The organism is Dysgonomonas termitidis (genome assembly GCF_054657735.1).
Map to the genome: position 1 here is coordinate 251,630 of NZ_BAAHYD010000001.1, position 16,643 is coordinate 268,272.

A 16,643-nucleotide genomic window follows, 5' to 3' on the forward strand; every position below is an offset into this window, starting at 1 on the left:
TGTCATATTCCTATCTATAAGTCTATAAATTATTCTGTGCTGGTTGGGAAAAATATAAGTTGAGTAATTTTGTCTGTAATATGTTAATGAATCATTTTTTATTAATGCATAGAAAATTTATAATTATTTATATTCCATAATATTTATACATATATATATTTTTAATCATTATTATTTTTAATATTATAAATTACAATATATTAATATATATAGTTAGTATAATTTTAAATTCAATTTAATACATTCTTTATCATTTATTTATATAAACTTATTGTTATATATTATATGCATTCATTTAAAGTAAATTTATAAATTAAAATACTATACATATATTCAAATGTAAATGTATGTATTAATATTATAATTATATGCAAATAAATACTAAAATTTATCTGATAATTTTTTATTGGTAGATTCGGCTTTTTAATAGACATCATAAAGCATAAGCCAAAAGACTTATGACTATCAGTTATTTACAAATAAACATCTCTTCTTCAGATTACTAAAAGAAACATTCACATATAGCTGATATTCATTTAAATAAATCCTTATTGGATATAAACTCTAATGAAAAATTCCAGAATATTGTAGCCTATGTCAGATTTTCCGTCTCTTTTGTTTTTTCCTTCGTTTAAGTTTTTTCCTAAAGACTTCCTCTTCGGGATCATAGCCGGAATTATCCAGATAGAATGTTCCAAAAATTTCATCTACCGAAACCGGGATTCTTTGAGTTGTAGAGAATTGGGATTCTTCACCGTTGGCAGGTTGCTCAGTTTCCTTAGAATTGAGGGCATACAGACCGAACAACTTATCGAAAGCGTTGGCCGAAAATCCTTTTCCCAGTCTGGAACCATTAAACACCATCCGGTGTGTATGATCTATAAATGTTACGCCGTAAATACGTCCTTCCTCATTCTTCCGGAAAAGGACGTCAATATTGTTGTTTTTTAAAATAGATTTAAATTTGGTATCATTTCCAGCATGCTTCATTGCATCTGTGATGATTTTTTTAGAAATTCCATTTACATACAGTTTTTTGTCTTTAACCAGTTCTGAGGTCCTCTTTATCTTTTTCATTAATGCTTCATAACCGGCTATTTTACCAATGGCTGATGATTTAATAGGATTTCCGACAGGAGTTCCGTCTTCTGTGGCAGCACAATATATGAGCCCATTATAATAATTACCGCTCTCCTCTCCTCTTACATGTTTTACATGTATATTGAAAAAAGACAATAAAGCGTTGAACTCTCCAAAGGATTGATAGTGGTAATCCTCGATCAGGCTTTTTACGTTATTACTTATCTGCCTTTTAATGTCACCCCTTATATAATCAACTTTTTTAAGATATAATGTGTTGTCTTCACTCTTTTCATTAGATAATTGCTTTAACTTGTACTTTATTTCCAAGTCCCGGCAAATCTTCATCGAACGTATCTTTTCCATACGGTCGTTTAGCTTCACTCCATCTTCATTGATTCTCAGTGAAACAATATGAATGTGCTTTCGGTCAATATCTGTATGGAGGTAAACAATATAGGGTTGATCGCCATAACCCAACTGCCTCATATAATCGTCCGATATTCTGGCTAATTTATATTCATCCAACACATCTTCCAGGCTCGGATTTAGAGATACATGCATCACCGGCTTCTTTGTACGTTTGTTTGCCTGAAGGTAAGGTTCGAATGATTGTAAAGTTTTATTGAACAGGGCCTCCTGGCTTTCGTCTCTGGGGACTATCATTTTATGGGTATGAATCACCTTGGCTTCACCTGCATCCACCTTATTTTGGTTGTAAGAAACGGCTCCATAAATAGAAGATCCGGAAGTTATTTTTGCTATCATTGAATCGTAGTTTTTCCAGTTGAAGAGTATCGAAAAGAATAATTTCATTCTTTTTTAGCCAAATATTTTTTTTCAAATTCATCTGTTAAAGCGAACAGTTGTTTTGTTATAGAAATCAGTTCGATAGTAGTTTTCTCCAGTCTGTAGAGCATTGCCAAGCCCCTTTTCTCACCAAAATTCGATTTAATGGCTTTCACTAACTGGTTATAATTATTGCCGACAGCCTGGTATTGGGTATAAAAAGTGGTCAATCTCATGTAATAATCCATCGTGGATTTATCAACTTTCACAACTTTCATTTCACGGTTCAACATGACAGAAATGATAAACAATGACAGATTTTTTTGTTCAGATTCCCTGAACATCCGCATCAGTCTCTCATAATCGGAGGAGTTCATCCTGAAATTAACCTTATGTATTGCCGGGTCTTTGGCTGTTTTCCGTCCCATAACTGATTATATTTAGTTTATCAAACACTTCACAAAACAATGTTATGATTTCCGACTTTGGAGGAAATCATCCCCCATCCAGCAGGTGGGGGCAAGTTCTGTTTTTGTATGGCAAATTATATTTGTCGTACAAAAACACAACTTGCTAATTGCACGGGCAATTGAATCTACTTTACAGTAGATTGGGCTACTTCGTAGATTTAGCGTTATTTCCTTAAGTGAGGAATGTTGATTTTTCATATAGCATTTTATTATTTTACCAATAGTAAGATTTCTAAGTATATTAATGTTTCCTTTTATACTGGCACAGCACAAAGTTACTATCATATAACACTAAATACAAGACTGTTACATACGACAAATCATGACAGAATGCGACAAATTACGACACAAAGATCAAAGTGGATTAATATTCATTCATTTTGCAGATAATTAGATTAGGGAATGATTGGATGATCAACTAAACCCGTAGTTGGATTATTGGGTAATTTGGTAATCAGGTTATTGGATTTTACGGTAAAAGGATAATTAAATCATTTAGTTATAAAATTACAAGGTCATTAGATTATTCAACCATTATGTAATTATGTAATTCTCTAATTAATCAATCAGATTATTAGATAATCTAATTAAAGAATAATCTGATAATTAGAAAACCTATTCATCAGACAATCTGTAAATTGATTAACCAGATTATTAAATAAATAAAGAATCTGATTACCGATTATTCTAATGATTAGGTAATTAAATAAATTGGTTACAAAATTATTATACCATTAGTTTACAGTAATTTAATATATTAATTTAAACTTTTCACCAATGAATAAAGAAACATTGTACATTGCTATCAGCAATCAAAAAGGAGGGGTCGGGAAATCAGCTTTGACAACAATTATGGCCAGCTACCTGCATTACAATAATATGAAGAATGTGGCAATCATAGATTGTGACTACCCGCAACATTCAATTTTCCGTATGAGGAATAGTGATATTGAAACGATAAACAGCAATCCTGAGCTGCAGGTGGCATTGGAAAGGCAATTAGAGGTAACTAACCGGAAAGCCTATAAAATAATTAATGCGATTCCGGACAAGGCTTTGACATATGCACAGGAGATTATTGACTCCAGCGCTGAAAATATAGATCTGATCCTGTTTGATTTACCGGGAACGGTTGACAGCAGCGGGATTCTGAATGTTATATTTAATATGGATTACATATTTGTGCCTATTATTGCAGATAAGAGGGTTTTGCAGAGTAGTCTTACCTTTATAATGTCTGTTACAGAATATAAGAGAGCCTCTACCCTACCCCTGAGGTTAAAAGACATTATAATGTTTTGGAATAAAGTTGACAAAAGAGAAAGCACCGAGTTATATGATTTCTTTAATAAACTCATGCTCGCAGAAAATTACAGATTGCTAAAGACACAGCTTCCGGATACGAAGAAATACAATAAAGAGCTTGCCTTAGACAGGAATATCGTATTCAGGTCCACCTTTTTTCCTCCTGACAAGAAATTATTAAAATACAGTAATCTGGAAGAGTTCGTTTCTGAAATAAGTAAAATCATAAATTTATAATTATGGGAAAGAGAGAAGTCGTCAATGTTGACGAAGATATTATAAAGAAAATGATTGCAGGGGATATACCGACCCATTCGTTCGATCAGTTAAGCCAGCAGGATTCCAGCCTAAAAAAAGAGACTGTAAAAGAAACTGATGCTGACATGAAAGAAGAAAATATCCCAAAAGTCAATCGCAGAAAAAAGACAAAAAATGACTATCAGAATGTATTTCTTGTCCGGCAACCGAATATGAGCCATAGACAAACCTCCATCATACTGGGAGAAGATGTTTATACCTCAATTCAGAAAATACTAAAGGTCACTGATGGCATCAGTCTCGCCAATTTTGTTAACAATGTATTAAGGCAGCATTTTATTGAATATAAAGATGAAATCATGGAATTAAGACGCAATTTTATGTCTGACCTGTTTGAAAATGAATAATATGAAAACATTTAGTTTGTATATTGTATTTGTAATATATACTATAATCCATGTTTTGTGCAGATGGATATTACTTATCATAAAGTATATTTTCAGATTTTTCTTGTATATAAGCCTGTATATGGTAAAAATCCGGCAAAAAGTATTTATTAATCAATCGGCCGGAGTCAACATGATTAACAAAGAAAATGTGAAAATTACCTCAAGAGTGGAACCGAATGAAATACCTGTAAACAATAAAGCGATTGTTGGTGAATCCAAAACCGGATTCATAAAAGAATTGCCTGTCTTAAGGCAAAGACAGGAGCCTTCCATCCTACCTTTTAAAAGTGAGCAATTACAAATAATAGTTGAAGAGGATGACGAATATCATGAACCTGATATTGTTGATTTTGAAGTGGAAAAACCTTCGGATTTTTATAAAGATGATCTGGATGACTTCGACGAAGATTATGGCAATGATTTTGAAGATTCTACGATTTCAACCGGTGTCAGTTTCGAAGAGTTATCCAGGACAATTGAAGTTTTAAAGAAAGATGAACAGACTGATATTGAAAAAGAAAATACCGTGAATGTATTAAATCAGATAGAAGGTACTGAACTCTTTAATTTTATAACAATTAATAATTCCGTTTATAATCATGCTAAAATATTGATGAATCCTATCAACAATAATCTGACATCTTCTGAGACATTTGACATAAGGAAATTTATTAACTAATTCTTTCAGTAAAAACATTTAATAATACAAGGGGAGAATCAAATTTCTCCTCCTTTTCATAAACCAAGCATATTGCATGATATTTTAATATAAAGCCGTAGATATCAGAGCATTTTTTTTACTCATCCTATTCAATACTACTAAAATTGCCCCAATAAGCCAAAAGATAAACATACCAGGCTCACCGACCATAACTAGCGGACGGTGAGCCTGTCAAATTACAACTATTCAAAAACTGCAATAATTATGATAAACAGAAATTATCAATCAACGGAAAAAATATTATTAATCAACTTCTATTTAAACTTCAATATTCTTTTCAGAACTGGAATGTCTGATATAAGAATTTGCCCGATACCTTTGATATTAGGGTTAAAATCAGGAAAGGAAGAATCATGGAAAGCGGGCTTATATCCGGGAAATTCCATCTCAATTTTGTACATGTCTTTATTCTTTCCCCTATTTATAGATGAAGAAGGATAAACTTTGGTTATATGGCCTTCCAGGCGATCATCAATGTAAGGGGTTGTTGAGGTAAGTATAAAACCTACCGGTTGCCCGCTATCAATCCGGGCAATATCATCTTCTGTAACATAAGCTGTTCCATATATAGATTTTATGGAATCCGGAATGATGGTATAAATATGATCCTCTTTCCTGAGAAAATCACCGTGAGATGTATCAAATAAGACTTTCCCATCGAAACTGGCATAGAAGCTTATAACTGAATCTACACTTGTTTGGATATAACATACCTGTTGTCCTTGTCTTACATGGATCGTTGGTGTAGTCATAAATACATTCCCGTCTTCCGGCATGGTTATACTCTGGTAACCGGGACGACAGAACAATTCCACTTCAACCCTCTTATATTCCCTGTATGGCAAGAAATAAGCGGCAATCATCAATGAGATTAGGATAATGGAAATTACAAAAATCCCTATCCTTAGAAGTAAAGGAGGCACTTTTCCTACGATATTGCGGACTTTCCCACTGCGCAATTCGATGTCCTTGTTTCTGTCTTTCGCTTTATCTGTGTCCATATTTAAATTGTTCTCCGTCATAATTCAATTTCCCAGTTCTAGTTGGTTCTTTACCAGATGATAATACTTTCCTCTCAAATTAGTCAGTTCTTCATGAGTTCCCCTTTCCACAATTTCACCATTATCCAGAACGACAATCTGATCTGCATTCTTAACTGTACTAAGTCTATGGGCTACAACTACGACTGTTTTTCCTCTATAGAACTCATTCAGGTTATCAAGTATAACTTTCTCATTATTGGCGTCTAACGCATTGGTAGCTTCATCCAGAAATATAAACTGAGGATTTTTATAAACGGCACGGGCTATCAAGATGCGTTGCCTTTGTCCCTGGCTTATTCCCTGACCTTCTTGTCCAACGATTGTATTATAGGCTAACGGTAAACTGGAAACAAAATCATCTATGTTTGCTATCTGTGCGGCTTCCCTTAATCTTTTTGTGTCTATCTCATCTTCTGAAACTGCTATGTTCTTAGCAATTGATTCTGAAAAAATATAACCGTCTTGCATTACTGCTCCGCATTGTGTACGCCACCATGTCAGGTTGAATTCATTCAAAGGCTTGTTGCCTACATCTATTATTCCTTCTACCGGAGAATAATTGCCCAACAGCAGTTTTATTAGAGTAGTCTTACCGCTTCCACTAGCTCCGACAATAGCTGTTACCTTCCCTTCTGGTATTGTCAGGTTGATATTATTCAGGACTTTCTTTGAATAAGGCCCTTCATATTGGAAGACAAGATCTTTTATCTCTATGTCTTTTAGGATATCTGGCTGTAGGCTTTTTATGTTTTTGTCTTTGTTTTCCTCATCGTCTTTATTATGGATCTCGCTCATCCTTTCAAGGCTGATACTTACATCCTGCCACTGGTAGATAAAGTTCATTATTTGCTCAACCGGAGAATTAAGCTGCCCGATAATATATTGTACCGAGAGCATCATACCGAGCGTTAATTCCCCATGGATGACTGCGGTTGCCGCCAATATGGTTATCAACAGGTTCTTCACTTCATTGATACAGACACTTCCGGCTTCCTGTGTCTGCTGCAGGGACAAAGCCTGCGTATTCACACCGAACAGGTCGGCTTGCGTATCTTCCCATTCCCAGCGTTTGCGCTGCTCGCATCCCTGCAATTTGATTTCCTGCATACCATTGATCAGTTGGTATGTTTTACTCCGGTTTATGGCTTGCTGTTCAAAAGTTTTATAATCCAGTATTTTTCTTTTTTTCAGGAAGAATAGTATCCAGACGCCGTACAGGATGCTACCCAAAAGGAATACGAGGAATATCTTCAGATTATAAATAAACAACACAATACCGAAAACGACAAAACTGAATAATGAGAACAAAAGGTTTAAGGATTGGGCCGTCAGAAAACGCTCTATCCGGCTATGGTCTTCTATGCGCTGTAACAAGTCTCCAAGCAGTTTCGTATCGAAAAACTTCATAGGAAGTTTCATCAGTTTGATGAAAAAGTCAGATATAAGAGATATATTGATGCGGGTACTGATATGAAGCAGAATACGTCGGCGAATAAAGTCAATGCTTGTACGCCCGATAATAAGCATTAGTTGCGCCAGAAGGATAAGCCAGATAAAACTGATGTCTTTATTCCCGATACCAATATCGACTATAGCTTGTGTCAGGAATGGGAAGATGAGTTGCAGTAAACTGCCAACCAGAAGTCCGATAATGAGTTGTCCGAAGAATTTTCTGTAGCGGTTGAAATAGGAGGAAAGGAATTTCAGCTTTCCGCTTGCTTTTGCTGGCTTTTCCCCTTTTTGCTTATAAAACTGTTCTGTTGGCTCCAAAAGTAAGGCTACCCCTTTTTCTTCCCCATTTGTTTTTGTGCTTATCCAGTGTTCACTAAACTCCTTCTCATTATATTCTAGAAGTCCTTTGCCGGGATCGGCAAAATAAAAGACGGTGTCTTTTCGTTTTTTCTCTACTCTATATAAAACGACAAAATGGTCTTGATTCCAATGAAGGATGCAGGGGAATATAACTCTATTCTTTAGTTGCTCAATATTAAAACGGCCTCCAGAGGTTTTAAACCCAATTTGTTCAGCAGCCTTACTTACGCTTAGAAGAGAAACACCGTCCCTTACCGTAAAAGTTATATCTCTTAAATAATCCAGACACTGTTCTTTTCCATAATATAAAGATATCATTTTAAGGCAAGTAGGGCCACAATCCATTGAGTCAGACTGTATATAAATTGGGAATCTTTTCATAACCTATTCTGTTCTTCTTTATTTCCACTTACTGATTTATATTTTGATTTTCCTAATTGATAACTTATTCCTAATCTTATATATGAATAATCGCCGTCCCACACATTAAAATTATTTCCGTATAAAACAGATCTTTGTTTTGAAATATAAGTTCTGAATATATCATTGTATGATAGATTTACAGTCATTGTTTTTGCAAGAAATGATTTTTTTAACGAACCATATAAGTTCCAATTCTTCTTATTTTGTATAGTCCCGGAACTACCTCCTCCATTATAATCCAAAGCTAATTCCATCTCTACATCGTAAGGTAAAGAGATAGAATTGTTAAGATTGATAAACCAACTAATTTTATCATTATATTTAGAAGTATTGTTAGCTGCATATTTATAAAAATCCTGCCATCCTGTGCCAAAAAAAGAGAAACTCCACCACTTAGTGACATTTTTATTATAAGTTACAGAGAATGTATATGTATGTGTATTCTTTCCATTTTCAAACCTGACATTCGTTATATGTGGAGAAAGCTCATCCTGATAAGCCATGAAATAAAAAGGATTAACTAAATAGCTATATCCCAGTCTTATATTCAATGATTGAAATGGATTTATTGAAAATTGGAATGAATGTATTTTTGTCGATTTTAAATTTGGATTTCCTATACGGTTCATTAGTGAATCAACTATCAAACTTGGATCTAAGGCGGAAAGTGAGGGACGACTAATTCTATTCGAGTATGCTAATCCAATATATGAATCATTATTGTAATTGTATCTGATTAACGCACTAGGGAAAAAGTCGAAATGTGTAGTATCAATGAATAACATATCACCTTTTAAACCTTTTCTGTAATTATTTTCCCCCCTTATACCCAATCTCATATTAACCTTTGGGCTAATATCTGCACTAAAATTTATATAGCCTGCAACATTTTTCTCTTTAGAATCATATGCTTGTATAATATTTGTACTTCCAGATTGATTATTTGTATTTTTTGAATCAATAACATAATATTTTATTCCTGTATCCATTAACCATTTTTTTGATATCTTTTTCTGATAGTCTGCTTTTATCGAAAAAATTGTTGACTTTCCTTTATTAAAATTGGTATTGTAGTACGGAGATTCATTATCTAATAAATTATAATATACCTGATTACTTCTATCGCTATAGATTGTATAATCAGTTATTATATTTAATGATTGACCAAGCGTATCTATATCAACATTATAATATATCGTATTATTAATTTGTCGGTTGTTTCCTTCAGTTACAGAGTATGTAATAAAGTCATTCAATGATTGATTTGAATTTGTTGTAAATTGATTTTTGTTGAAACTATCGTTTCTATAATATCCATCCAATTGGTAACCTATTTTCTGTCTATCTGAAATATTAAAGTCAGTAGAGAATCTATACTGATGACGGTTTGATTTTGAAAATCCTTTAGCAAATGAAGATATGGTATTGTTTTTTCCGGCTGATCTATAATTATCTTCAAATGTTCTTGAAGTATTGTCATAATATCCATAATAGGAGTTTACAATCATTTTTTTATAACTTATTTGCCCTTCGGTATATATATCACCACTTAATCTTCGAGCTTGTATTAAGTCTCCTCCTGCTCGATAATAATAAAGGTCTGATCTTTTTTTGGTATTAATAATAACAACAGCATGCCCATCAGCGTCATATGCAGAAGATGGATTATCAATTACTTCGATTGACTTTACATCTCTTGGGTTTATCATTTCTATCTCTTGCAATGATTTTGTCATTTTCCCATTGATATAATATACAGGCGTTCCTTTTCCGGCTACACTTATGCCATCTCTATTTCTAATTAGTCCCGGTGTTTTTTGTAACATTTCGAGACCATTTAAAGCATCGCTAAGAATACTGCCCGTTACATTGACGACCATTCTGTCAGCCTTATTTATAATCGTCGGTATTTTTGAAACAATTTCTATTTCTTTTAAAACTATCTCATCTAACATAATTTCACCAATATCAATATTATCGTTAAGACTGGATAGGGAAATATTTTTATAAGCATTTTTATATCCTAAACTTGATATTCTAACAATTATTGATTCTTCCAATTTCTTAATAACCAATTCAAACTTATCAGAGTCATAAAAACTTGCACCAGATATTAGTGTTGAATCTTTTTCATTAAATATATCGACTATAAAATAATCCAGTTTATAATCAGACTTTGCCTTAACTATTCCAGATATTGTTTGATTTTGAGCACAAATACTTTCTGATATTAAGAAAATAAAAATATTTAATATACTTAATATTATATATTTATACACTTTGTGAGATTTTACGTTTTTCATAATGAGATTCTAATAGTATTTCTAAATTCTCCTTACGGCTTGAGCATAGATTATAATTAGTCCCATTTTTAATGTTCTCTAATCTTAACCATTCACAGCCACCACTACATATTGGGAAAATATTACAATTTTGACAACTAATGTCATCAAACATTGTGGGTCCAGCTAGATATTGGGATAATACATTTTTATTAGGTATCATTTCTTTATCAAGAAATCCTACAACTTTATCTTTTACACCTATATCGTTCCAACATTTATATAACTCTCCTTTAGGTCCGACTACATAATAATTTAAATTTGTCGCACCACATCCTCCAATATGTAATTGAGAATAAAAATTCACAGGGATATTGTAATTCTTATATAAATCTATATAAAACTGTACCTGTGAGTTTGTCGATATCATATCACAACTAGTACAACCGTCGCTAAAGTCTTGGACAAATGCAGGGTATATACCAATATTATTATCTTTCCATCTTTCTCTAACCATATTATTTAATGCAGTATATCTGGATTTATTTGTTTCGTCAAGATTTACCCGTATAGATACAAAAGTATCCGGGTTATATTTCTTAAAAATGTCAATATTATGGATAATTTTATCAAATGTTCCCTTTCCATTAGATAAAACCCGTCTGCTATCATGGGACTTTTTATCTCCATCTAATGTGATTTGTATATAATTGAGGTTATAATCCTTGAAAAAAGCTGAATTTTCTTCATTTAAAAGATAACCATTCGTTATCATTCCATGTCTTCGTATTGGTATATTTTCATCTTTGATTTGTTTTAGTATTCTTTTTATAGACTTTATACCAAGTAATGGTTCTCCACCATACCAAGTAATATCAACTTCATCTATATTTTTATGTTTCTTTATAAAACTCACCAAATCCGTCTCTATTTTTTCATCCATAAATATTGGAAGTCTATTATGTTCATAACAATAAGGACAAGCAAAATTACAATAAGTAGTAGGCGCTATTGCCAAGCCCAATGTTTTATTAGTAAAACTTCGAAAATAATACATCAATCGCTTCTCATAAAAAAAATTATTATCATTTTCTGATGTTACAATTTTTGCCATTACTAATTGTTTTATCAAGTCATTCTCTAAATTATTGATGTACTTATTGTCTAATTTAACTCTTTCTAGCGTATTATATAACTCTTCGGTCAGTTCTGCAAATGAGTTTGTTTCGGCATTAAAGAGAAGGAATCCGTATTTAGAAGATTTAAACAGATAATTATATTTTGAGTAATACATAATGGAAATTGTTTATTAGTTAAACATATAAGGATGATGCTTTGCATCATCCTTATTTTCTTTTAGCAAATTGCTAGTTGATCTTCTGCGGCACTAGCACGTGCATTACAAGAACTTCCTGTACAATGAACACCACAAGCTTTGTCTTCAGCTTTATAACCTCCACGGATTTGTTCCATATCAAACTGGTTAAGTTCCTCAGGATTTTCAATGAAATTAATTGAATTTTTCATTTTATTTTTCAATTTAAATATACCTACTCTATTCAAAGATATAGAATATCCTCAAGGCTTTTCGACATCCGCCTTTCCTTGTCGCGCAACAATTATATTTTTATTGTATTACAAATTTCACTTCAAGATATGGATTTAAGTAAATTATATACTTCCCAATATTTAAGCTAAAATTATAACTGTTTTCATTTAAAATATTTTTTTTATTATAGAAAAAGCAACAATAACATACTATACGTATGGTGTTTTTTTTGTAAATATAATAACTAAAAAGAAATAATTCGTTCTTTTTTCAATTATTTATTTAGACTTTACAGAACATTCATATAGAAGAAATAAACTAGTCAGAATTCATTCAATATAAACCGTCATTTTATTCATCTTACAGACGAGATAACATGTAATACTACGACAAATTACGACAGGACGCGACAATACGCGACACCTTTGTATTTCATCATCTTACCTACAATATTTTTGATATCGCAATTCATTTTTGTCTAATTAAAAACTTATTTGCGATGAAAAAAATCATTCTTTTTTATGTAATGCTGTTTATTGTTACGGGTGCTTTTGCCCAGGGTAACGGCATGCAGGGAATCACCGATGCAACCAGTATGGTAACATCTTATTTTGATCCGGCTACTAAGCTAATTTATGCAATCGGAGCTGTGGTCGGGCTTATCGGGGGGGTAAAGGTCTATTCAAAATTTTCGTCAGGAGACCCGGATACTTCCAAAACAGCGGCATCCTGGTTTGGCGCCTGTATCTTCCTGATTGTAGCAGCTACCATCCTGCGTTCATTTTTTCTTTAAGGGTCGCAGACCCTCTTATTAATCTTTTAATAACGAGAAAGAATGGCTGAATACACAATAAATAAAGGGATTGGAAAACCGGCGGAATTTAAGGGTCTTAAAAGTCAATACCTTTTCATATTCGCCGGAGGGCTGTTGTCGGTATTCATTCTGTTTGTAATCATGTATATGATAGGCATCAGCCAGACGGTATGCATCGGTTTCGGAGTGGTAAGTGCAAGTATACTAGTGTGGGGAGTTTTTCACCTCAATGAAAAATATGGAGAACATGGCCTGATGAAAAGAATGGCTCTAAAAAACCATCCTCGCTATATTATCAGCCGTATTGCTTTTATACGAATTTTCAAAAATGCTAAATCTGCTAAATTATGAGAAATACGTTAAAAGCAGCTACCCTGGAGAGTAAGTTCCCGTTGTTATCGGTCGAAAAGGATTGCATCATTTCAAAAGACGCGGACCTGACAGTCGCCTATAAAGTGGATCTCCCCGAATTGTTTTCCGTAACCTCGGCTGAATACGAAGCTATGCATGCGTCCTGGCTCAAAGCAATAAAAGTATTGCCTAACTATTCGATCGTATACAAATAGGACTGGTTTATACAGGAGAAATACCAACCGGAAATACAAAAAGATGGCCTTAGTTTTTTAAGCAGGTCCTTTGAGAGGCATTTCAATGAACGTCCCTTCCTGAACCATACATGTTACCTGTTCCTGACCCAAACTACCAGGGAAAGAATGCGAAGGCAGAGTAATTTCAATACCCTCTGCCGTGGGTTTCTCGTACCAAAGGAAATGCAGGATAAGGACACGGCTATAAAGTTTCTGGAAGCGTGCGAACAGTTTGAACGAATCATCAATGACGGCGGATTTATAAAAATGGAACGATTGAGCAAAGAGGACGTAGTAGGGACAGACAATAAACCGGGTATAATAGAAAAATATTTCTCTTTATCTCAGGAAGAAACAACCTGCCTGCAGGATATTGATCTTCAGGCCGCCGAGATGAAGATAGGTGACAAATACCTTAGCCTGTATACACTTTCTGATGTGGATGACCTGCCTTCTGTAATAGAAACCGATATCCGGTATGAGCGTTTGTCTACCGACCGGAGTGACTGTCTGTTATCTTTTGCTGCTCCTGTTGGGGTTCTTTTGACATGCAACCATTTATACAACCAGTATATATTCATTGATGATCCGGAGGAAGACCTGAAAAAATTTGAAAAGAATGCACGCAATATGCATTCCCTGTCCAGGTACAGCAGAAGCAACCAAATAAACCGCGAATGGGTGCGACACGAAGTCGTGTGAGTAACTGTTCGACAAACTGTTACAAGCGAGTAACAGTTTGATTGAACCCGTTGTTTCGCCAACGGTAGCCCAGGGGCAGATGCACCAATAGCAATACAACTGTATCAAGCTGTCCCAGTAAGGTAGCCCTTCCGAAAGGAGCAGTCAGAACCGTGAGGGGAAGGCAATAATCGCAAGTATCATGCGGTTAGGGAGCTTGGCTTGGGTGGTATGGTTAACATAAGTGAATCGTCATTGAAACACCGTAAGGTTGAAGAAGCCAAAAGATACTGATAGGCTTTAGCCCAAAATGGGAAGCAGTCGGCTATTCTTTTCCATTCTAAGAATACGCGAACATAGCACTGTCGGTGTAATAGACGGAACCTAACCCATCCAGTTACTTCATACGGAACGTGGTAAGCCCGTATTTCTCCTGCCTAAAGTAGGTAAGCAACCCGTAAGGGAAGCCGAATGGAATGCGGGTATAGGATTGCGGAAAAAGCGAATGCCATCCTTGTAATGAGGTGGATATGTAGTTGAGTCACGGTTCATGTACTGAACAAGGCAACATCACACAACACGAAAGTGGGCTGACTTCTGCTATAGGTAATTCTTTACAAGAAACTTTTAGAACTTTTTTAAGTAGGAAAGCAAATGAACGAAATTAAAAAATCGTGTGCATCAACTGACCAGCAATGGAATACTTGGGACGACATCAATTGGCTCAAGTGCGAGATTGCGGTTAAAAAGCTACAAGCACGTATTGTAAAGGCTCATAAAGAAAGCCGATATGGTAAGGTGAAAGCCTTGCAGTGGACGCTTACACACTCGTATTATGCCAAAGCTTTGGCTGTAAGACGGGTAACTTCCAATAATGGAAGTGATACGGCAGGCATTGACATGGTCACATGGAAATCACCTGATGCAAAATTGAGTGCGATAGCCGATTTGAAGAGAAAAGGCTATACACCCCAACCTCTCAGACGGGTACATATTAAGAAGAGTAATGGAAAACTAAGACCGTTGGGAATACCAACAATGAAGGACAGGGCAATGCAGGCATTGTACTTAATGGCGTTAGACCCCATAGCAGAAACAACTGGTGACAGCCATTCTTTTGGATTCAGGAAAGAAAGAAGTACAGCAGATGCCATACAGCAATGTTTTATCGACTTATCTAAAACGGTATCTCCGCAATGGATTTTGGAGGGAGACATAAAAGGTTGTTTCGATCATATTAGTCACGAATGGCTATCTAACAATATCCTAATGGATAAAGTAATATTACATAAATGGCTAAAATGTGGCTTTGTCTTCAACAAACAATTGTTTTCCACGGAAGAAGGAACTCCACAAGGGGGAATTATTTCCCCTACTCTTGCAAATATGGCTTTAGATGGACTGGAAAAGCTACTGAAAGATAATTTCAAAATAAACCGTACCAAGAAAAACTATTATACACCAATGATAAATCTGGTACGCTATGCTGATGATTTTATTATTACTGGAATCAGCAAAGAATTACTGGAGAATCAGGTAAAACCATTAGTCGCTGAGTTTCTTAAAGTAAGGGGACTTACCCTATCTGAAGAAAAAACGAAGATTACTCATATAGAAGAAGGGTTTGATTTTCTTGGGTTTAATATCAGAAAGTATAAAGGTAAGTTTATTACTAAACCATCAAAGAAAAGTCGAAAGAGATTTTTAGACAAAGTTCGTGAGATTGTGGATAAGAACAAATCTATCAAACAGCAATCCTTGATAAGATTATTAAATCCTGTCATAAAAGGATGGGCGAACTATTATAAGGGGTGTTCTGCGACAGAAACATTTCAAAAAGCAGACACACAAATATTCCACAAATTATGGCGGTGGTCGAATAGAAGACATCCCAAGAAAGGTAAACGATGGGTAGCAAACAAATATTATCACACGGTACGTGGTAGAAGTTGGACTTTTGCGGTAGCCTTGAAAAGTGAAGATGGAAATAAGTTCCATACACTAACAAGACTAACGAACACAAAGATAAAACGTCATGTCAAAATCCGTAGTGAAGCCAACCCTTATGATGCCGATTGGAAGGACTACTTCGAAAAACATAAGACCAGAAGGATGCTCTCTCATTTGGATGACAGGCAATTCATATACCGCTTGTGGGAGAAACAAATGCAGTGCTGCCCTGTATGTGGAAAACACATCACAAGGGAAACACCTTGGAGAATCGTGGATATTCCACTGAAATCCAAGAAGGTGAAAATCTTAGTTCATGACAATTGCAGACGTATCACAGACAGAAATAAATGGAATCTATTATGAGCCGGTTTTATAATAAAAACTTAGAATTGCTTGAGCCGTATGAGGGGAAACTCTCATGTACGGT

Annotated in this window: 13 protein-coding genes and 1 pseudogene; 7 read left to right on the forward strand and 7 right to left on the reverse strand. The window is 34.6% G+C overall.

Going from position 1 to position 16,643, the window contains the following annotated elements:
• Positions 1–597 precede the first annotated feature (597 nt).
• A complete protein-coding gene (gene mobB / locus ACYQ3L_RS01045) occupies positions 598–1,896 on the reverse strand; it encodes a conjugal transfer protein MobB (protein ID WP_379998354.1) in 1,299 nt (432 codons plus the stop codon).
• Complete coding sequence (gene mobA, locus ACYQ3L_RS01050) at positions 1,893–2,297, reverse strand: conjugal transfer protein MobA (protein WP_379998352.1); 405 nt, start codon at positions 2,295–2,297, stop codon at positions 1,893–1,895. Before mobA ends, mobB begins: the two co-directional genes overlap by 4 nt.
• 819 nt (positions 2,298–3,116) lie before the next feature.
• Here mobA and ACYQ3L_RS01055 point away from each other — a divergent pair.
• From ACYQ3L_RS01055 to ACYQ3L_RS01065, 3 genes are all read left to right on the forward strand, one after another.
• Complete coding sequence (locus tag ACYQ3L_RS01055; protein ID WP_379998350.1) at positions 3,117–3,881, forward strand: ParA family protein; 765 nt, start codon at positions 3,117–3,119, stop codon at positions 3,879–3,881.
• 2 nt (positions 3,882–3,883) lie between these two features.
• Complete coding sequence (locus ACYQ3L_RS01060) at positions 3,884–4,309, forward strand: DUF3408 domain-containing protein (protein ID WP_379998348.1); 426 nt, start codon at positions 3,884–3,886, stop codon at positions 4,307–4,309.
• 121 nt (positions 4,310–4,430) lie between these two features.
• The gene (locus ACYQ3L_RS01065; protein WP_379998347.1) at positions 4,431–5,030 is read left to right on the forward strand and encodes a hypothetical protein; all 600 of its coding nucleotides are present in this window, start codon (positions 4,431–4,433) and stop codon (positions 5,028–5,030) included.
• A gap of 296 nt (positions 5,031–5,326) precedes the next feature.
• Here the strand turns inward: ACYQ3L_RS01065 and ACYQ3L_RS01070 are convergent, their stop codons facing one another.
• The 5 genes from ACYQ3L_RS01070 to ACYQ3L_RS01090 form a co-directional block, all read right to left on the reverse strand.
• Positions 5,327–6,073 (reverse strand): HlyD family secretion protein, encoded by a 747-nt coding sequence (locus ACYQ3L_RS01070; RefSeq protein ID WP_379998345.1) that lies wholly within the window; start codon positions 6,071–6,073, stop codon positions 5,327–5,329.
• 24 nt (positions 6,074–6,097) lie between these two features.
• The gene (locus ACYQ3L_RS01075; protein WP_379998343.1) at positions 6,098–8,308 is read right to left on the reverse strand and encodes a peptidase domain-containing ABC transporter; all 2,211 of its coding nucleotides are present in this window, start codon (positions 8,306–8,308) and stop codon (positions 6,098–6,100) included.
• Positions 8,305–10,653: an outer membrane beta-barrel protein gene (locus ACYQ3L_RS01080; RefSeq protein ID WP_379998341.1), complete on the reverse strand. Its 2,349-nt coding sequence runs from the start codon at positions 10,651–10,653 to the stop codon at positions 8,305–8,307. The genes ACYQ3L_RS01075 and ACYQ3L_RS01080 overlap by 4 nt, the downstream gene beginning before the upstream one ends.
• Positions 10,622–11,926, reverse strand: coding sequence for a radical SAM protein (locus ACYQ3L_RS01085; protein ID WP_379998339.1), 1,305 nt, complete (start codon positions 11,924–11,926; stop codon positions 10,622–10,624). Before ACYQ3L_RS01085 ends, ACYQ3L_RS01080 begins: the two co-directional genes overlap by 32 nt.
• A gap of 62 nt (positions 11,927–11,988) precedes the next feature.
• Positions 11,989–12,159 carry a hypothetical protein gene (locus ACYQ3L_RS01090; protein WP_379998337.1) on the reverse strand — a complete coding sequence of 57 codons (171 nt, stop codon included), beginning with the start codon at positions 12,157–12,159 and terminating at the stop codon, positions 11,989–11,991.
• A gap of 521 nt (positions 12,160–12,680) precedes the next feature.
• Between ACYQ3L_RS01090 and ACYQ3L_RS01095 the strand changes: the two genes are divergently transcribed.
• The 4 genes and pseudogenes from ACYQ3L_RS01095 (at position 12,681) to ltrA (ending at position 16,579) form a co-directional block, all read left to right on the forward strand.
• Positions 12,681–12,974: a DUF4134 domain-containing protein gene (locus ACYQ3L_RS01095; protein ID WP_379998335.1), complete on the forward strand. Its 294-nt coding sequence runs from the start codon at positions 12,681–12,683 to the stop codon at positions 12,972–12,974.
• Positions 12,975–13,016: 42 nt separating this feature from the next.
• Positions 13,017–13,346: a DUF4133 domain-containing protein gene (locus tag ACYQ3L_RS01100; RefSeq protein ID WP_379998333.1), complete on the forward strand. Its 330-nt coding sequence runs from the start codon at positions 13,017–13,019 to the stop codon at positions 13,344–13,346.
• Positions 13,343–14,266, forward strand: a pseudogene (locus ACYQ3L_RS01105) (TraG family conjugative transposon ATPase); the annotation flags it as partial. The gene ACYQ3L_RS01100 and the pseudogene ACYQ3L_RS01105, both read left to right, overlap by 4 nt.
• Positions 14,267–14,917: 651 nt before the next feature.
• Positions 14,918–16,579 carry a group II intron reverse transcriptase/maturase gene (ltrA, locus tag ACYQ3L_RS01110; protein WP_379998331.1) on the forward strand — a complete coding sequence of 554 codons (1,662 nt, stop codon included), beginning with the start codon at positions 14,918–14,920 and terminating at the stop codon, positions 16,577–16,579.
• The last annotated feature ends 64 nt before the right edge of the window (positions 16,580–16,643 follow it).